The 16,711-nt window shown below is 64.9% G+C and carries 18 protein-coding genes; 3 read left to right on the forward strand and 15 right to left on the reverse strand.

The annotated features are described in order from the left end of the window. Positions 1–4: 4 nt before the first annotated feature. A complete protein-coding gene (locus MasN3_RS21100; protein WP_281909983.1) occupies positions 5–1,051 on the forward strand; it encodes an aldo/keto reductase in 1,047 nt (348 codons plus the stop codon). Positions 1,052–1,069: 18 nt separating this feature from the next. On the opposite strand, the gene MasN3_RS21105 is transcribed toward MasN3_RS21100, so the two are convergent. The 8 genes from MasN3_RS21105 to MasN3_RS21140 all read right to left on the reverse strand — a co-directional run bounded on the left by MasN3_RS21105 (position 1,070) and on the right by MasN3_RS21140 (position 8,117). Then, the gene (locus MasN3_RS21105) at positions 1,070–1,951 is read right to left on the reverse strand and encodes a class I SAM-dependent methyltransferase (RefSeq protein ID WP_281909985.1); all 882 of its coding nucleotides are present in this window, start codon (positions 1,949–1,951) and stop codon (positions 1,070–1,072) included. Between the two features lie 129 nt (positions 1,952–2,080). After that, on the reverse strand, positions 2,081–3,016 hold the full coding sequence (locus MasN3_RS21110) for a CysB family HTH-type transcriptional regulator (protein WP_281909987.1): 936 nt from the start codon (positions 3,014–3,016) through the stop codon (positions 2,081–2,083). Positions 3,017–3,026: 10 nt separating this feature from the next. Continuing rightward, a complete protein-coding gene (locus MasN3_RS21115) occupies positions 3,027–4,100 on the reverse strand; it encodes a sulfate/molybdate ABC transporter ATP-binding protein (protein WP_281909988.1) in 1,074 nt (357 codons plus the stop codon). Between the two features lie 2 nt (positions 4,101–4,102). After that, a complete protein-coding gene (cysW, locus tag MasN3_RS21120; protein ID WP_281909990.1) occupies positions 4,103–5,026 on the reverse strand; it encodes a sulfate ABC transporter permease subunit CysW in 924 nt (307 codons plus the stop codon). Further along, positions 5,023–5,889, reverse strand: coding sequence for a sulfate ABC transporter permease subunit CysT (cysT, locus tag MasN3_RS21125; protein ID WP_281909991.1), 867 nt, complete (start codon positions 5,887–5,889; stop codon positions 5,023–5,025). The genes cysW and cysT overlap by 4 nt, the downstream gene beginning before the upstream one ends. A gap of 103 nt (positions 5,890–5,992) precedes the next feature. Next, positions 5,993–6,766, reverse strand: coding sequence for a sulfite exporter TauE/SafE family protein (locus tag MasN3_RS21130; protein WP_281909992.1), 774 nt, complete (start codon positions 6,764–6,766; stop codon positions 5,993–5,995). A 214-nt stretch (positions 6,767–6,980) separates the two neighbouring features. Further along, positions 6,981–7,619, reverse strand: a complete 639-nt coding sequence (locus MasN3_RS21135; protein ID WP_281909993.1) for a peroxiredoxin — start codon at positions 7,617–7,619, stop codon at positions 6,981–6,983. A gap of 111 nt (positions 7,620–7,730) precedes the next feature. Then, on the reverse strand, positions 7,731–8,117 hold the full coding sequence (locus MasN3_RS21140) for a diacylglycerol kinase (protein ID WP_281909995.1): 387 nt from the start codon (positions 8,115–8,117) through the stop codon (positions 7,731–7,733). A gap of 134 nt (positions 8,118–8,251) precedes the next feature. Here MasN3_RS21140 and MasN3_RS21145 point away from each other — a divergent pair, with 134 nt between their 5' ends. Next, entirely contained in the window at positions 8,252–9,061 is an 810-nt protein-coding gene (locus MasN3_RS21145; protein WP_281909997.1) for an IclR family transcriptional regulator, read from the forward strand. Here MasN3_RS21145 and MasN3_RS21150 read toward each other — a convergent pair whose 3' ends face one another. The 3 genes from MasN3_RS21150 to MasN3_RS21160 all read right to left on the reverse strand — a co-directional run bounded on the left by MasN3_RS21150 (position 9,062) and on the right by MasN3_RS21160 (position 12,046). Next, on the reverse strand, positions 9,062–10,267 hold the full coding sequence (locus MasN3_RS21150) for a serine hydrolase (RefSeq protein WP_281909999.1): 1,206 nt from the start codon (positions 10,265–10,267) through the stop codon (positions 9,062–9,064). A 163-nt stretch (positions 10,268–10,430) separates the two neighbouring features. Continuing rightward, entirely contained in the window at positions 10,431–11,126 is a 696-nt protein-coding gene (locus MasN3_RS21155; protein ID WP_281910001.1) for a nitroreductase, read from the reverse strand. Then, a complete protein-coding gene (locus MasN3_RS21160) occupies positions 11,123–12,046 on the reverse strand; it encodes a DMT family transporter (protein WP_281910003.1) in 924 nt (307 codons plus the stop codon). The genes MasN3_RS21155 and MasN3_RS21160 overlap by 4 nt, the downstream gene beginning before the upstream one ends. 358 nt (positions 12,047–12,404) lie before the next feature. Here MasN3_RS21160 and phaP point away from each other — a divergent pair, with 358 nt between their 5' ends. Next, positions 12,405–12,989: a TIGR01841 family phasin gene (phaP, locus tag MasN3_RS21165; RefSeq protein ID WP_036214616.1), complete on the forward strand. Its 585-nt coding sequence runs from the start codon at positions 12,405–12,407 to the stop codon at positions 12,987–12,989. Between the two features lie 63 nt (positions 12,990–13,052). On the opposite strand, the gene MasN3_RS21170 is transcribed toward phaP, so the two are convergent. From MasN3_RS21170 to MasN3_RS21185, 4 genes are read right to left on the reverse strand one after another with little or no spacing between them, the layout of a single operon-like run. Continuing rightward, the gene (locus MasN3_RS21170) at positions 13,053–13,775 is read right to left on the reverse strand and encodes an ABC transporter ATP-binding protein (protein WP_281910007.1); all 723 of its coding nucleotides are present in this window, start codon (positions 13,773–13,775) and stop codon (positions 13,053–13,055) included. Further along, entirely contained in the window at positions 13,772–14,542 is a 771-nt protein-coding gene (locus MasN3_RS21175; protein ID WP_281910008.1) for an ABC transporter ATP-binding protein, read from the reverse strand. Before MasN3_RS21175 ends, MasN3_RS21170 begins: the two co-directional genes overlap by 4 nt. Beyond that, positions 14,539–15,750 (reverse strand): ABC transporter permease subunit, encoded by a 1,212-nt coding sequence (locus MasN3_RS21180; RefSeq protein ID WP_281910010.1) that lies wholly within the window; start codon positions 15,748–15,750, stop codon positions 14,539–14,541. Before MasN3_RS21180 ends, MasN3_RS21175 begins: the two co-directional genes overlap by 4 nt. 18 nt (positions 15,751–15,768) lie before the next feature. Continuing rightward, positions 15,769–16,698 (reverse strand): branched-chain amino acid ABC transporter permease, encoded by a 930-nt coding sequence (locus MasN3_RS21185; protein WP_281910012.1) that lies wholly within the window; start codon positions 16,696–16,698, stop codon positions 15,769–15,771. Between the last annotated feature and the right edge of the window lie 13 nt (positions 16,699–16,711).

The following is a 16,711-nucleotide window of genomic DNA, read 5'->3' on the forward strand; positions in this document are numbered from 1 at the left end:
AATCATGGAACGCAGGCAGCTGGGACAAACCGATCTGATGGTATCGAAGGTGTGCCTCGGCACCATGACCTTCGGCGAGCAGAACACCGAGGCCGAGGCGCACAGCCAGCTCGACTACGCGCTCGAGCGCGGCATCAACTTCATCGATACCGCCGAGATGTATCCGGTGATGGCGCGGCGCGACACGCAAGGCCTGACCGAGCGCTACATCGGCAGCTGGCTCAAGAAAACGGGCCGCCGTGCCGACGTGGTGCTGGCCACCAAGGTCGCGGGGCCGAACAAGATGATGCCCTGGATCCGCGGCGCCAACCACAACCTCGACGCGACCAACATCCGCGCCGCCGTCGAGGACAGCCTGCGCCGCCTGCACACCGACCACATCGACCTGTACCAGATCCACTGGCCGAGTCGGAACCTGCCGATCTTCGGCGCCAACAGCTTCGATCCGGAAGGCGAACGGCCGGCAGTGCCAATCCATGAAACGCTCGAGGCGCTGGACGACATGGTGCGGGCGGGAACGATCCGCCACATCGGCGTATCGAACGAAAGCACCTGGGGCGTGTGCCAGTACATCAAGCGCTCGGAGCAGCGCGGCCTGCCACGCATCGCCACGGTGCAGAACCTGTACAACCTCACCGCGCGCTACTTCGAGACCAGCCTGATGGACGAGGCCTGCTACCGCGAAGGCGTGAGCCTGCTGGCCTACAGCCCGCTGGCCTTCGGCCAGCTGACGGCCAAGTATCTCGACGATCCGAACGCGCAGGGCCGCCTGACCGTCTTCCCGAAGGGTTGGAGCCCGCGTTATGTGCGCCCCGCCGTGCTGGCGGCCACTGCCGAATATGCGGCGCTGGCGCGCGCGAACGGCATGTCGCCTGCCCAGATGGCCCTGGCGTGGTGCTATTCGCGCTGGTTCGTGGCGTCGACCATCATCGGCGCGACCACGCTCGCGCAGTTGAAGGAGAACATCGATGCAGCGGACTTGGCACTGCCAGCGCACGTGCTGAAAGGGATCGACGAGATCCACGCGCGCTACGTGAATGTGGGGCAGTAAGCCAGCCTCAATAGGGCATCAATCGCCGCTGCGGCGGTAGGTCGACGCGATGTTGGGCGACACATAGATGCCGTACGGCCCCAGCGCCGCCACTGCCTTGAAGTAGATGCGCTTGCACAGCCCCAACAGGCCGCCCCGCCCTCCGATGTGGGGCTGCGCCGTGCGGTAGTGCGCATAGTCTTCGAACTGCAGGAATGACGAGGTACGGCGGAAATCGTGGAGTGCGGCGAATACGCGACCCGGCGTCCAGAACAGGTTATTGTCCTGCATGTGGGCGCGCCGGAACAGCCGTGCGTAAACGTCGCGCGCAGACAGCGGCAACCAGTGGCAGAACGGCAGTTCGGTATCATGCCCGATGACCGGAAACAGCTTGTTCGGCGAGGTAATCACCAGCACGTCGCGCGTGATGCGTGCGAGTTCGCGAAGATAGGCCGGATCGATGCCGGTATGCTCGATCACCTCGATGCAATAGGCAGCATCGACCGACCGGTCGGGAATGGGCAGGCTGGCGATGGAGGCATTGATCCACTCCATGCGCTCGGCGACGCCGAGGATCCCGGCAATTCTACGCGCCGCCTCGAGCCGCGCTTCGCCGTATTCCACCACCACCACGCGGGCCTTGGTACGGAGTGCGAACGCGCAGGCCAGCCAGCCGTAGCCGGCACCGATGTCCGCGACGACTGCCGGCTCCGGCTGCACGCGCAGCAGCGGCTCGACAAAATTGTGGACATAGGAATCGATGACGGCGTTCAAGTCGAGCCCGGCATACTCGCTATTGCGGAAATGGTCGACGCAGCGGATACGGGCGATCGCGTCGTCGGACAACCAGCGTCCCGGGGCCGACGCTTCGGTTAGTGCCGGTTCGTCCGTTTCGTCTGCCAGGAGGGTGGAGTTGGACATGGTTATTACCTGTTATTGTCATTATGTAACAGGTATTCTATGCTCTCTGCCCTCCTCTATCACCCCTTGCAACTAAAAAAATGTGCAAATACAACAAACGTCAACGGGCGCTCCCGCTGCGGTAACACATCAGGCGTCGTCGGTGGCCTGCAAGGCCTTCTCGATATCCGAGCGCGTGTAGCCCTGGGCGAAGCGCTCGATGAAGTGGTAGGCATAGGCCCGCAGGTACGCGCCCTTGCGCACGGCCAGGCGCGTCACGTTCGGCGCGAACAGGTGCGAGGCTTCGATCGCCCGCATCCCCTTGTCGCGCCCGTGGTCGAAGGCCATCGAGGCGACGATGCCGACACCCATCCCCAGCGACACGTACTGCTTGATGACGTCCGAGTCCATCGCGGTCAGCACGATGTCCGGCGCCAGCCCGGCTTCCACGAAAGCGGCGTCGATGTGGCTGCGGCCGGTGAAGCCGACGTCGTAGGTAATCAAGGGATGCTCGGCCAGGTCTTCCAGGCGCAGCGGCTGGTTTGAGGAAAAGATCGGGTGCCCTTCCGGCGCCACGATCAGGTGGCTCCAGCGATAGCACGGGAAGGACACCAGGTCCGGGAAGGCCGACAGGCCTTCGGTCGCGATGCCGATGTCGGCCTTGCCCGACAGGACCCATTCCGCGATGTGTTCCGGCGCGCTTTGCTGCAGGGCGATGCGCACGCCAGGGAAGGCGTTGCGGAAGGACTGCACCACCTGCGGCAGCGCATAGCGCGCCTGGGTGTGGGTTACGGCGACGGTGAGGGTGCCGCTGTCCTGGGCCGCGAACTCGGCGCTGGCCTGCTGCAGGTTCTCGGCCTCGACCAGCAGGCGCTCGACGATCTTCAGGATGCCTTTACCTGGCGGGGTCAGGCCGGTCAGGCGCTTGCCGTTGCGCTCGAAGATCACGACGCCCAGCTCTTCCTCGAGTTCGCGGATCTGGCGCGACACGCCGGGCTGCGAGGTGAACAGCGCATTGGCGACCTCGGTCAGGTTGAAGTCGCGGCGTGCGGCCTCGCGCACGGAACGCAGTTGTTGGAAGTTCATATGCCCGCCTTTAGATACCTTCACCCGCATCGACGAAGACTTCGATGCGGCGCGGCTTGAGCACCAGGGTCTCGCCTTCCTTGAAGCCCTGGCTCGAGAACAGCTCGTTCGGGATCACGGCCTCGATCAGTTGCTGGTTGTCGGCACGCTCGAGGTCGAGCTGGGCCAGCGGGCCGATCGCATGCGCGCGGCGCAGCCTGGCGACCACGCCGTCGGCGCCGGGCGTGTAGCGCGCCACGTCAAGCTCGTGCGGACGCACGTAGCCGATGCCTTCTCCATTGCGCACGCCCGCATGCTCGGGCGCATGGAACTGCGCGTCGCCGCTGGCCAGCACGCCTTCGTGCACGCGGCCGTGGAACAGGTTGACGTTGCCGAGGAAACCGTAGACGAAGGGCGAAGCCGGCTTGTTGTACACCTCGCTCGGCGCGCCGAGCTGTTCGACGCGGCCCTTGTTCATCAGGACCACCTGGTCGGCCACTTCCAGCGCTTCTTCCTGGTCGTGGGTGACGAAGATCGAAGTCACGTGCAGCTCGTCGTGCAGGCGACGCAGCCAGCGGCGCAGTTCCTTGCGCACCTTGGCGTCCAGGGCGCCGAAGGGTTCATCGAGCAGCAGCACGCGCGGCTCGACGGCCAGCGCGCGCGCCAGGGCGATCCGCTGGCGCTGGCCGCCCGAGAGCTGCGGCGGATAGCGGTCGGCGATCCAGTCAAGCTGCACGAGTTCGAGCAGCTGGCGCACCTTGTCGCGGATCTGCTGTTCCGACGGGCGCTCCTTGCGCGGCCGCACGCGCAGGCCGAAGGCGACGTTCTCGAACACGGTCATGTGCTTGAACAGCGCGTAGTGCTGGAACACGAAGCCGACCTGGCGCTCGCGCACGTGGCGGTGCGAGGCGTCCTGGCCGTCGAGCAGCACGGCGCCCGAATCGGGATGTTCGAGGCCGGCGATGACGCGCAGCAGGGTGGTCTTGCCGCAGCCGGAAGGACCCAGCAAGGCGGTCAGCTGGCCGTCCGGGAACTGCAGCGAGACGTCGTCGAGCGCGGTGAACTGGCCGAACTGCTTGCGGATGTGTTGGACTTCGATCGTCATGGTCAGGCTTCCTTCTGTCGTTCTTCGGCGGCGGCTTTGCGTACCTGGTGCAGGCGCCATTCGATAAAGCTCTTCACCGCCAGGGTCACCAGCGCGAGCAGCGCCAGCAGCGATGCGATCGCGAACGCGGCCGTAAAGTTGTATTCGTTGTAGAGGATCTCGACCTGCAGCGGCATGGTGTTGGTCTCGCCGCGGATGTGGCCCGAGACCACCGACACCGCGCCGAACTCGCCCATCGCACGGGCGTTACACAGGATGACGCCGTACAGCAGGCCCCATTTGATGTTCGGCAGCGTCACGCGCCAGAAGGTCGACCAGCCCGAGGCGCCCAGCACCAGCGCGGCCTCTTCCTCTTCGGTGCCCTGCTGCTGCATCAGCGGGATCAGCTCGCGCGCCACGAACGGGAAAGTAATGAAGATGGTGGCCAGCACGATGCCCGGCACCGCGAACAGGATCTTGATGTCGTGCTCGGCCAGCCATTCGCCGAACCAGCCCTGGGCGCCGAACAGCAGCACGTAGATCAGGCCCGCGATCACCGGCGAGACCGAGAACGGCAGGTCGATCAGCGTCAGCAGGATGCTCTTGCCGCGGAACTCGAATTTGGCGATGGCCCAGGCGGCGGCCACGCCGAACACCAGGTTCAGCGGCACCGAGATGCCGGCCGCGATGAGCGTGAGCTTGATGGCGGAGATCGCATCCGGGTCGCGGATCGATTCGAGGTAGACGTCCCAGCCGCGCTTGAGCGCCTCAAGGAACACGGCGGCCAGCGGCACGAACAGGAACAGGGTCAGGAAAGCCAGCGCCACCGCGATCAGGAGGTAGCGCACCCAGTCCGGTTCCAGCACATTGGTCTTCGGGCGGCGCACCGGCGCCGCGGCGCCTTTGTTACCCTGCGCGGCCTTGATGTTGTCGAGGACTGCGCTCATTTCTTTCCTGCCCGTTTGCGGGTCCATGCCTGCAGCAGGTTAATCGTCAGCAGCAGAATGAACGAGATGATCAGCATGACCACCGCGATCGCCGTGGCGCCCGCGTAGTCGTACTGCTCGAGTTTGGTGATGATGAACAGCGGCGTGATCTCGGAGACCATCGGCAGATTGCCGGCGATGAAGATGACCGAGCCGTATTCGCCGGTGGCGCGCGCGAAAGCCAGTGCGAAACCGGTCAGGAGGGCCGGCACGATCGACGGCAGCACCACGCGCCAGAAGGTCTGCAGCGGCGAGGCGCCCAGGCTGGCGGCGGCTTCTTCGAGCTCGCGCTCGGCTTCTTCCAGCACCGGCTGCACCGTGCGCACCACGAAGGGCAGGCCGATGAAGGTCAGCGCCACCAGCACGCCCAGCGGCGTGAAGGCGACCTTGATGCCGAACTTGGCCAGTTGCTCGCCGATCAGGCCGTTGTGCGAGTACAGGGCGGTGAGCGTGATGCCGGCCACCGCGGTGGGCAGCGCGAACGGCAGGTCGACCAGGGCGTCGATGATGCGCTTGCCCGGGAAGGTATAGCGCACCAGCACCCAGGCGACGATGCCGCCGAAGATGACGTTGATGAAGGCGGCCAGCAGCGAGGCGCCGAAGGTGAGACGGTACGACGCCATCACACGCTCGGAGGTGACGGCGCTCCAGAACGCATCCCAGCTCATCGTGAAGGTCTTCAGGAAGACCGCCGACAGCGGGATCAGGACGATCATCGCGAGGTAGAAAATCGTGAAGCCGAGCGAGATACCGAATCCGGGGATGACACGGCCAGTAGCGGCCCGGCCGGGAGATCGTCGCGCTGGCAATGCGAGCGTGGTCATGGAGGCCCTTCACAAATTCTTAAAGGAACGCATATTCTCATGCGGCCCTTATATTACAAACGAAACTTTCCTCATTTGCATAGATGGAAACGGCTATTACGGATCAGAAAACCAGCTTGGCCGCGACGCCGGTCAGCGTGGTCGCCAGCAGGGCGCGCAGGAAGCGCTCCGGCACCTTGCGCGCGGCCATCGCGCCCAGCGTAATGCCCGGCACCGAACCGACGAGCAGGGTCAGCAGCAGCATCCAGTCGATCGATCCGAGCCACCAGTGGCCGACGGCGGCGATCGCGGTCAGCGGCACGGCATAGGCAATGTCGGTGCCGGCCACTTCGGCCGGGCTCAAGCGCGGATACAGCATGACCAGCAGGGTGGCGCCGATGGCGCCCGCGCCGATCGAGGACACGGTGACGAGCACGCCCAGCACCGCGCCGGACACGACGGTGGCGGTGGTCAGCGCCCTGCCCTGCAGCTGGCGCCCCGGCTTGGCATTGACCCAGGCCAGCATGCGCGCGCGGAACAGCAGCGCGATCACGGTCAGCATCACGGAGCCGGCGATGGAATAACGGATGAACTGCCCGATCGCTTCATCGAGCCCGCCGAAGTGCTTCAGGGCCAGGGTTGCTACCAGCGCGGCCGGCAAGGCGCCCAGGCACAGGCGGCCGACGATCTGCCACTGGACGGTGCGGTTGAAACGGTGGGTAATGGTGCCGACACCCTTGGTGATGGAGGCGAAGGCCAGGTCGGTGCCGACGGCCACCGAGGGCGAGACGCCGAACAGCAGCGTCAACAGCGGCGTCATGAGCGAACCGCCGCCCACGCCAGTCATGCCCACCAGTAGCCCTACTGCAAAACCCGCGATGATATATGTGGTCGACATGCCCGTACCCTTCAGTGAAATGACAGGGTAAGGGGACTCGACGGTTCAGCAAACAACAGGTTTCTTATTTGCTTATGCGGGGGGAGGAGCACGTAGGGTGGTCGGCTGTGCCGACCGCGCGTTCAGCCAGCCTGTGAATCGCCGATCACTGGTTTCGTCGTGTAGTTGAACGCGCGGACGGCGAAGCCGTCCACCCTACGGGAAGCAAGAAGAATTATTTATTCGGCTGCGGAGTCAGGCGCAGGTAAGGACGCGGCGAGGTATAGCCTTTCGGATACTTCTGCTCGATGACGGCCGGATCCTGCACGGTCAGCGGGATGATGACGTCGTCGCCATCCTTCCAGTTGCCCGGGGTGGCCACGGTGTAGCCGTCGGTCAGCTGCAGGGCGTCGATCACGCGCAGCACTTCGTCGAAGTTGCGGCCGGTGCTCATCGGGTAGGTGATGATCAGGCGCACCTTCTTGGCCGGGTCGATCACGAACAGCGAGCGCACGGTGGCGGTGGCCGAGGCTTCCGGGTGGATCATGTCGTACAGGCTGGACACCGATTTGTCGGCGTCGGCGATGATCGGGAAGCCGACCACGGTCTGCTGGGTTTCCTCGATATCCTTGATCCAGGCACGGTGCTGGTCGGCCGGGTCGACCGACAGTGCGATTGCCTTGACGTTGCGCTTGTCGAACTCCGGCTTCAGCTTGGCGGTCAGGCCCAGTTCGGTGGTGCAGACGGGGGTGAAGTCGGCCGGATGCGAGAACAGCACCACCCAGGAATCGCCCGCCCACTCGTGGAAGCGGATCTTGCCGATGCTGGAATCCTGCTCGAAATCGGGGGCGGTATCGCCGAGGCGTAAGGTCATCGTCGTTTCTCCATGTGATTGGACTACAGGTTGCTACATCTACGCATAGTCTAAGAGCAGCTGGCAGTTTCGCAAACGACGCGTTAGTTATTTGCTTGTTCCACAAACCTGTTAGAAAAACCGGCTGTACAGCACTACCGCCCAGGTGGCCGCCGCCAGCAGCAGGGACAGGGCAACGGCGGCGCTGCCCATGTCCTTCGCCACTTTCGACAGCGGATGGCGCTCGAGCGAGATGCGGTCGACCACGGCCTCGATGGCCGAGTTGATGATCTCCACGATCAGCACCAGGATCAGTACGCCGATCAAGGCCAGTTTCTGGAAGGCGGACAGCGGCAGCAGCAGGGCCGCCACGGTGGCAAAGGCGATCAGCACGACCTCTTGCCGGAAAGCGGCCTCGCTGCGCCAGGCCCAGGCCAGGCCATCCCCGGTATTGCGGCAGGCGGCGAGGATGCGGGCGATGCCGCGCTTGGTCTTGAACTCGCTGATCGGGTGTTCCATTGTTTTTTCGAAATAAATGCAGGACTGTCATTATGCCGCCCTTCTCCCGGCTTGCACACCGCACCCCATCGGTTTGCATCGGCGTTTCACATCATGGTATAAAGGGGCTCATACTGCACCGCACCAACTACATCATGAAAATGGAAACCCCTCAGTTGGACACGTCGGCAGCTGCGGCATCGGGCAAGACCTCGATCCAGGTGATCGAGCGCATGATGGCGCTGCTCGATGCGCTGGCCAGTTATTCCGACCCGGTCAGCCTGAAGGAATTGTCGAAAGTCTCCGGCCTGCATCCGTCGACCGCGCACCGCATCCTGAACGACATGGTGGTCACGCGCTTCGTCGACCGCGTCGAGCCGGGCACCTACCGCCTCGGCATGCGTCTGCTGGAACTGGGCAACGTGGTCAAGAGCCGCCTGTCGGTGCGCGAAGCGGCGCTCGACTTCATGCGCGCCCTGCACAAGAAAACCCAGCAGACCGTGAACCTGTCGGTGCGCCAGGGTGACGAGATCGTCTACATCGACCGCGCCTATTCCGAGCGCTCGGGCATGCAGGTGGTGCGCGCGATCGGCGGCCGGGCGCCGCTGCACCTGACCTCGACCGGCAAGCTGTTCCTGTCGATCGACGATGCCAAGACCATCCGCGCCTATGCCACCCGCACGGGTCTGGCAGGCCACAACAAGAATTCGATCACCGACCTGGCCCGCTTCGAACGCGAGCTGGGACTGGTGCGCGCGCGCGGCTATGCGCGCGACAACGAGGAACTGGAACTGGGGGTACGCTGCATGGCCGCCGGCATCTTCGATGACAGCGGCAAGCTGGTGGCCGGCCTGTCGATCTCGGCCCCGGCCGACCGCCTGCAGGAAGAATGGCTGGACGACCTGGTGCAGACGGCGTCGAGTATCTCCGCCACGCTGGGCTACCGCCCCACTCCGGCGATCTGATCAGTGCAAGGCCGGCGCCGCCCTGGTGGCGGCGCTCATCACCGGCATGTCGCTGGCATTGCCCAGCGTCCCGGGTGCCAGCACCTCGAGCTTGTCGGGCGCAAGCGCTTCGAGGAAACGGCGCACGCGGCCCGCGTCGGCGGTGCGCGACATCTTTCCCTTCGAATCCAGGAACACCATGATCACGTTGCGGCCGTGGATGGCGGCCTGCATCACCAGGCAGCGGCCTGCTTCGTTGATGAAGCCGGTCTTCTGCAGGCCGATGTTCCAGTCCGGCAGCGCCACCAGGTAGTTGGTGTTCGCATAGCGCATCGGCCGGCCGCTCGCCTTCACGACTGAATTGGGCGTGGTGGAAAATTCGCGCAGCAGCGATTCGCCGTGGGCGGTGGCAACCAGGCGCGCCAGGTCGCGCGCGCTGGAGACATTGCGGCTCGACAGGCCGCTGGAGTCGACGAAGCGCGTATCCTTCATGCCCAGTTCGCGCGCCTTGGCATTCATGGCGGCCACGAAGGCATTGATGCCGCCTGGATAGTGGCGCCCGAGCGCGGAGGCGGCGCGGTTCTCCGAACTCATCAGGGAAATGTGCAGCATCTCGCGGCGCGTCATGCGCGTGCCCACCGGCAGGCGCGAGCTGGAATACTTGTGGCGGTCGACGTCGGCGTCGGCAATGCGCAGCACCTCGTCGAGATCCTGCCCGGCCTGCACCACGACCAGGCCGGTCATGAGCTTGGTGATCGAGGCGATCGGCAAGGCGACATTGGCATTCTTTTCGAACAGCACTTCCGAGCTGTTCTGGTCGAGCACGAAGGCGACGTTCGAGCGCAGGGACAGGGAATCCGGGGTGGCGCGCAGGCCGGCGGCATCGCCGAAGGTGCGCGGATCGACCGCGGCCGCCGCGGCAACGCCGGCGCCGGCACGGCGCACGACATGGTAGGTGACCTTGCGCTTGCCGCGCACCATTTCCACGCGGCGCACCATGCGCTGGCGGTTATCGTCGGCGATGGATTGGGCCAGGTCCTTGCGCTTGGGGGGCGCGGCCTTGCGGCCGGAGGCGCGCTTCTTCTTGACGGCCTTCTTCTTGGCGGGCTGGGCCTTCTTGGATGTGGACGTGGATTCGGCAGCGGCGCCCGCACCGGCGCCCGCCGCGTTGACGGGCTGGAGCGCAAACAGCAGCGAAACAATGGCAGCCAATGCAACTTTGAACATCTCGAACCCTTTGCCACAAACTGATGAGGTACGGAATGCAGTGTAACGGAACGACGCCTGATCGCAAGCGAAAAGATACATTCCGTGCGGCAACTCCCAAAAACCAACAAGCCTTTGCAATCAAGTATTTACGTTCGCATGAGCTTGCATATTGCGCTGTGTTTTACTCCATGAAGCGGGCAAATTGCGCGACCGGTTCGCGCTCGGTGACGAGCGAATTCTCGACCTTGCCGGGGTCTGCCCAGCCGAGCGCCATGCCGCACACGACCATTTCATTCTCCGGCAACGCGAGCTGCTGCGCAATCACGCGGTGATACTGTGTGAAGGCCGCCTGCGGGCAGGTGTCGAGGCCGCGGCCACGCGCGGCGACCATGATGCTCTGCAAGAACATACCGTAATCGAGCCAGGAGCCCTGCTCCATGATGCGGTCGATGGTGAAGATGAGGCCGACCGGCGCATCGAAGAAGCCGTAGTTGCGCGCGTGCTGGGCCGCCATGCCGGCCTTGTTGTCGCGCGTGAGCCCCAGCAGCGAATACAGGTCCCAGCCCACCTTGCGGCGGCGCTCGATGAAGGGCGAGATCCAGGCCCGTGGATAGTAGGCGTATTCCTCGGTGTGCTGGCGGGCCTGCTCCGGGTCCGCGTTCACCGCCAGGATCGCCTCGCTCAATTCCCTGCGCGCCTGCCCCGTCAGCACGTAGACCTTCCACGGCTGGGTGTTGGTGCCGGACGGCGCACGTGCCGCCACCTCGAGGATGCGCTCGATGTCGGCACGCTCGACCGGCTTGGGGAGAAAAGCGCGGATCGAGCGGCGCGAGGTGATGGCAGCGTCGACGGCTTCCTGCTGGGGGCTGTGGATCATGGGGTCTCCTTTTGATGGTTTTTTTTGACGACGAATGCGACGCCCAGCACGGCGACGACCATGCCGGCCACGGCGAGCGGGCTGAAAGACTCGCCGAACAGCAGCCAGGCCATGATGGCGGTGGTGGGCGGGGTCAGGTACAGCAGGCTGGTGACCTCGAGCGCGCGGCTGCGCCGGATCAGCGTGAACAGCAGGAAGATCGCGCCGATCGACAAGGCGAAGATCGACCACAGCCAGGCAAGGATGAAATCCGCGCTCCAGGTGACGCTTGAAAAGCGCGGGTCCAGGCCTTCGAGCACGATCGCCAGCGGCAGCAGGGCCAGCACGGTGGCGCAAAACTGGATCACGGTGCCGGTGCGCAAGTCGAAGCTCGGGCAATAACGCTTCTGGTACATGGTGCCGGCCGTGATGCTGAACAAGGCGAAGACGCACAGAGCGATGCCGCCGGCGGTCAAGCCGGCCAGGTGCAGCTTGCTGTAGACCACCAGGAGCACGCCGGACAGGCCGAGCGCGAAACCGAGCCACTGGCGCGGGCGTACCCGCTCGCCGATCAGGGGCGCCGCGGCCGCCGTCAAGACCGGCTGCATGCCGACGATCAGCGCGGTCAGCCCGGCGGGCATGCCGATCTTGATCGCGGCCCAGACGCCGCCGAGGTAGCCGGCCTGCAGCAGCAGTCCCGCGACCGCCACGTGCAGGACCTGCCCGCGCGGCCAGGGTGCGCGCATCAGGAACACGACCGGCAGCAGCACCGCCAGCACGCCCAGGCAACGCAGGATCACGAAGGTGAGCGGCGGCGCATACGGCAGGCCGTGCCTGGCGACGATGAAGCCGGTACTCCACAGGAACACGAACAGCAGCGGCACTGGCGAGAGCCAGGAAGCGGCCGGAATGGAAGGTGTGGTTCGGGTACCGGAGGACATGAATGATCGATCAGCGGGATGCTGCGCAGTAGCTTGCATGAATGGCTTGGCGAAAACACAAGTCAGCAGTCTAGCACGCCGCGCGCGACGAATCGGCCGTTCCTCGAGCGCAGCATTTCTTGCGCTAAATCACGCCTAAGTCGTTGAAATTTCTTGCAATCAATGCATTCCAGAAATTTATGAACAAACGATGGTGCGGCGCGTCAAATTTGCTTGACTCGCTTGGCGAACTGGTTGAAAATTCGCCCTGCTGCGGTGCACAAAAAAGAGTTTCGTCGACATCGGACGGAAAAAACCTGCCTCACAAGTCCAAGCAACATTCCATCCCCTTAAAACGCATTGAATTTTGGAGAGTCACATGTTTGCAATTCCTGAGCAGTTCTCGAACGCCACCAAAGCCAACCTGGAATCGCAGTTCGCCCTGCTGTCGTCGCTGACGGCCAAGACCTTCGAAGGCATGGAGAAGCTGGTCGACCTGAACATCAGCACCGCGCGCAGCGCCCTGGAAGAGTCGTCAAACGTCACTCGCCAGCTGCTGAGCGCCAAGGACCCGCAAGAGTTCTTCTCGGTCACCACCTCGCAGGCCCAGCCGGCCGCCGAGAAAGCCCTGTCGTACAACCGCCAGCTGGCCGCCATCGCCACCGGCACCGGCGCCGAGTTCTCGAAGGCCGCCGAAAGCCAGATCGTAGAAACCAACCGCAAGGTCATCGCCCTGGTCGACGAAGTGAGCAAGAACGCCCCGGCCGGTTCGGAAACCTTCGTTGCCGCCGTCAAGACCGTGATCAGCAACGCCAACGCCGGCTACGAGCAGTTCAGCAAGACCAGCAAGCAGGCTGCCGAAGCGATCGAAAACAACGTCAACGCAGCGGTGAGCCAGTTTTCGGCGACTGCTCGCAAGGCTACCGCTACTGCAGCTGCTGCGACCCAGACCGCTGCCGCCTAAGCTGCGACTGGTCAAATGAAAAAGCCGGGACTTGTCCCGGCTTTTTGCTTTTTGCGTTGCCGCTTACTCGCCCAGGTAGGCCGCCTGCACGCGCGGATCGTTCAGCATGTCCGCCGCATTCACCGTCATGGTCATGGTCCCGGACTCCATCACATAGCCGCGGTGCGCCGCCTGCAGCGCCAGCCTGGCGTTCTGCTCCACCAGCAGGATCGTGATGCCCTGGTTCGACACGTCGCGGATCACCTCGAAGATCTTCTCCACCATGATCGGCGACAGGCCCATCGAAGGCTCGTCCAGCAGCAGCAGTAGCGGATGGCACATCAGCGCGCGCGCCATCGCCAGCATCTGCTGCTCGCCGCCCGACAGCGTTCCGGCCAGCTGGCCGGCACGCTCCTTCAGGCGCGGGAACACCGCATACCATTTCTCGATGTCCGCCGCGATCCCCGCCTTGTCGGTGCGCGTATAGGCGCCCATCATGAGGTTCTCGTGGATGCTCATGCGGGTGAACACGCCCCGCCCTTCCGGCACCATGGCGAGCTTGCGCTGGACCATGCGGAAGGAGGGGGTGCCGCGCAGCGGCTGGCCGAGATAACTGATCTCGCCTTCCACCTTGCACGGCGGGAGCGTGCCGGTGATGGCTTTCAGGGTGGTGGTCTTGCCGGCGCCGTTGGCGCCGATCAGGGTCACCAGCTCGCCCTTGTTCACTTCCAGGTCCAGGCCCTTGACGGCCTTGATGCCGCCATAGGCGACCTGCAGGCCCTGTATTTTCAGGATGTTGTCGTTCATTCGTGTGCTCCGCCGAGATAGGCCTTGATCACGGCGTCGTTCTTCTGGATCTCGCCAGGCAAGCCTTCGGCGATCTGCTTGCCGTACTCGAGCACGGTGATGCGGTCGCACAGGCCCATCATCAGCTTGACGTCGTGCTCGATCAGCAGCACGGTCTTGCCTTCGTTCTTGATCTTGACCAGGAGCTCGCGCAGGGCCAGCTTCTCGGTGGCGTTCATGCCCGCCGCCGGCTCGTCCAGCGCCAGCAGCTGCGGATCGGTCGCCAGCGCGCGCGCGATCTCCAGGCGGCGCTGGTCGCCGTAGGACAGGTACTTGGCGGTGCGGTTGGCATACTGGCCGATACCGACGAAATCCAGCAGTTCCTGCGCGCGCCGGCGGATCGCCGCCTCCTCCTCGCGCGCCGCCTTGTGGCGGAAGATCGCGCCGAATACGCCCTGGCGGGTGCGCACGTGGCGGCCCACCATCACGTTCTCCAGCGCGCTCATCTCGCCGAACAGGCGGATGTTCTGGAAGGTGCGCGCGATGCCGGCCTTCGCCACCTCGTGCGGGGCCGACGGCGAATACGGCTTGCCGGCCAGCTCGAACGTGCCGCTGTCCGGCTGGTACAAACCGGTGATCACGTTGAAGAAGGTGGTCTTGCCGGCGCCGTTCGGGCCGATCAGGCCATAGATCTGGCCGCGTTCGATGCGGATGCCGACCTCGGTCAGCGCCTGCAGGCCGCCGAAGCGCTTGTTCACGCCACTGATGTTCAAGATGGTGTCGCTCATGCCTTGGCCTCCTCTTGCTCCTCGCGCGCCAGGGCCGCGTTGGGACGCTCCTCCCGGTTCGGCGACGGCCACAGCCCGGCCGGGCGCACCAGCATGATCAGCACCAGCGCCAGGCCATAGAGCAGCTGGCGCAGCACCTCGGCCTCGATCACGACGGTGCCGAACAGCGCCTGCTGGGCCGGCTCCACCACGTGGCGCAGCACTTCGGGCAGCGCCGCCAGCAGCACGCCGCCCAGCACTACGCCGGGAATATGGCCGATCCCGCCCAGCACCACCATGGCCAGCACGGCGATCGATTCGGTCAGCGAGAACGACTCCGGCGATACGAAGCCCTGGAAGGCGCCGAACATGGCGCCGGCCACGCCCCCGAAACTGGCGCCCATGGCGAAGGCGAGCAGCTTGACGTTGCGGGTGTTGATGCCCATGGCCTTGGCCGCGATCTCGTCCTCGCGGATCGCCACCCAGGCGCGGCCCAGGCGCGAATGCTGCAGGCGCGAGGTGATGAAGATGGTGGCGATGGTGAGGAACAGGAAAAGGAAGTAGTAGGCGTTCACCGAGGGCATCGGGAAGCCGCCGATGTGCACCGTGGCCTGCGAGCCCGCCTCGCCCGCCAGCGACACGCCGAACACGCGGATCGGGTCGATCATGTTGATCCCCTGCGGCCCATTGGTGAAGTTGATCGGGTCGTTCAGGTTGTTCATGAAGATGCGGATGATCTCGCCGAAGCCGAGCGTGACGATGGCGAGGTAGTCGCCGCGCAGCTTCAGGGTCGGGGCGCCCAGCAGTGCGCCGCACAGGCCCGCCACGATCGCCGCCAGCGGCACGATCGCCCAGACCGACAGGTGGATGCCGTTCTGCTGGATCTCGGGGCCGAAGAAGGCTACCAGGGCTTCGCCCAGCGCCGGCGAGTAATAGATGACGGACTCCAGCAGCGCGGCGAACTGCGGCGAGGAGAACAGGCCCACCAGGTAGGCGCCTACCGCGAAGAAGGCGATGTAGCCCAGGTCGAGCAGGCCGGCGAAGCCGACCACGATGTTCAGGCCCAGCGCCAGCATGATGTAGAGCAGCGCGATGTCGATGATGCGCACCCAGGAGTTGCCGAACTGGGAAGCGACAAAGGGGAAGACCAGCATCAGGGCCAGCACGGCCGCCATGCTAGCGTAGGCCTGGCGCGGCTTGTGCCGGACGTCGAAAGTCAGGAGTGCCATGGTGTCTGTCCCTCCCCGTTACGCGCGGTCCGCCACGCGCTCGCCCATGATGCCGGACGGGCGCAGGGTCAGCACGAGGATCAGCACGACGAAGGCGAAGATGTCCTGGTAATGGCTGCCCAGGAAGCCGCCGGTCAGGTCGCCGATGTAGCCGGCGCCGAGCGCTTCGATGATGCCCAGCAGCATGCCGCCGAGCATGGCGCCGTAGATGTTGCCGATCCCGCCCAGCACGGCGGCGCAGAAGGCCTTCAGGCCCGGCAGCATGCCCATGGTGAAGGTGACCGAGGCGTAGTTGGCGCCCCACATCACGCCGGCCACCGCGGCCAGCGCGGCGCCGATGGCGAAGGTGGCGACGATCACGCGGTTCGCATCCACGCCCATCAGGCCGGCCACCCGCGGGTTCTCGGCCACGGCGCGCATCGCCCGGCCCATGCGGGTGCGCTCGACCAGCAGCACCAGACTGACCATCGCCAGCGCGGCCAGCACCAGCAGCAGGATCTGGGTAGGCGAAATGAGGGCGCCCATGATCTCGACCGGTTCGGGCGAGAGCAGCTGCGGGAACGGCAGCGGGCTGCGGCCCCAGATCATCATGGCGAAGGTCTGCAGCAGGATCGACACGCCGATCGCGGTGATCAAGGGCGCCAGGCGCGGCGCATTGCGCAGGCGGCGGTAGGCGACGCGCTCGATCAGGAGGTTGACCAGGATGGCCACGGGAATCGCGCCGAGGATGGCGATGGCCAGCTGCACCCAGCCGGACAGGCCGGGCGCATGGGTTTCCAGCAGCTTGAGGATGGTGAGGCCGACCATGGCGCCGATCATCAAGACGTCGCCGTGCGCGAAGTTGATCAGGTTGAGCACCCCGTAGACCATGGTGTAGCCGAGGGCGACCAGGGCATACATGCTGCCCATCACCAGGCCATTGAGGAGTTGTTGGATGAATGTTTCCATCGTGCGCGTTCGC

It is taken from the genome of Massilia varians (assembly GCF_027923905.1).
GTDB classification, from domain to species: Bacteria; Pseudomonadota; Gammaproteobacteria; order Burkholderiales; family Burkholderiaceae_D; genus Telluria; species Telluria varians_B.

Bases quoted from the DNA above. Each gene is read 5' to 3' on its own strand.
- MasN3_RS21185 (WP_281910012.1), bottom strand. From the start codon at position 16,698: ATGGAAACATTCATCCAACAACTCCTCAATGGCCTGGTGATGGGCAGC.
- MasN3_RS21145 (WP_281909997.1), top strand. From the start codon at position 8,252: ATGAAAATGGAAACCCCTCAGTTGGACACGTCGGCAGCTGCGGCATCG.
- cysW (WP_281909990.1), bottom strand. From the start codon at position 5,026: ATGAGCGCAGTCCTCGACAACATCAAGGCCGCGCAGGGTAACAAAGGC.
- MasN3_RS21170 (WP_281910007.1), bottom strand. From the start codon at position 13,775: ATGAACGACAACATCCTGAAAATACAGGGCCTGCAGGTCGCCTATGGC.
- MasN3_RS21175 (WP_281910008.1), bottom strand. From the start codon at position 14,542: ATGAGCGACACCATCTTGAACATCAGTGGCGTGAACAAGCGCTTCGGC.
- MasN3_RS21130 (WP_281909992.1), bottom strand. From the start codon at position 6,766: ATGTCGACCACATATATCATCGCGGGTTTTGCAGTAGGGCTACTGGTG.
- MasN3_RS21180 (WP_281910010.1), bottom strand. From the start codon at position 15,750: ATGGCACTCCTGACTTTCGACGTCCGGCACAAGCCGCGCCAGGCCTAC.
- MasN3_RS21115 (WP_281909988.1), bottom strand. From the start codon at position 4,100: ATGACGATCGAAGTCCAACACATCCGCAAGCAGTTCGGCCAGTTCACC.
- MasN3_RS21140 (WP_281909995.1), bottom strand. From the start codon at position 8,117: ATGGAACACCCGATCAGCGAGTTCAAGACCAAGCGCGGCATCGCCCGC.
- MasN3_RS21100 (WP_281909983.1), top strand. From the start codon at position 5: ATGGAACGCAGGCAGCTGGGACAAACCGATCTGATGGTATCGAAGGTG.
- MasN3_RS21105 (WP_281909985.1), bottom strand. From the start codon at position 1,951: ATGTCCAACTCCACCCTCCTGGCAGACGAAACGGACGAACCGGCACTA.
- cysT (WP_281909991.1), bottom strand. From the start codon at position 5,889: ATGACCACGCTCGCATTGCCAGCGCGACGATCTCCCGGCCGGGCCGCT.
- MasN3_RS21155 (WP_281910001.1), bottom strand. From the start codon at position 11,126: ATGATCCACAGCCCCCAGCAGGAAGCCGTCGACGCTGCCATCACCTCG.
- MasN3_RS21160 (WP_281910003.1), bottom strand. From the start codon at position 12,046: ATGTCCTCCGGTACCCGAACCACACCTTCCATTCCGGCCGCTTCCTGG.
- MasN3_RS21150 (WP_281909999.1), bottom strand. From the start codon at position 10,267: ATGTTCAAAGTTGCATTGGCTGCCATTGTTTCGCTGCTGTTTGCGCTC.
- MasN3_RS21110 (WP_281909987.1), bottom strand. From the start codon at position 3,016: ATGAACTTCCAACAACTGCGTTCCGTGCGCGAGGCCGCACGCCGCGAC.
- MasN3_RS21135 (WP_281909993.1), bottom strand. From the start codon at position 7,619: ATGACCTTACGCCTCGGCGATACCGCCCCCGATTTCGAGCAGGATTCC.
- phaP (WP_036214616.1), top strand. From the start codon at position 12,405: ATGTTTGCAATTCCTGAGCAGTTCTCGAACGCCACCAAAGCCAACCTG.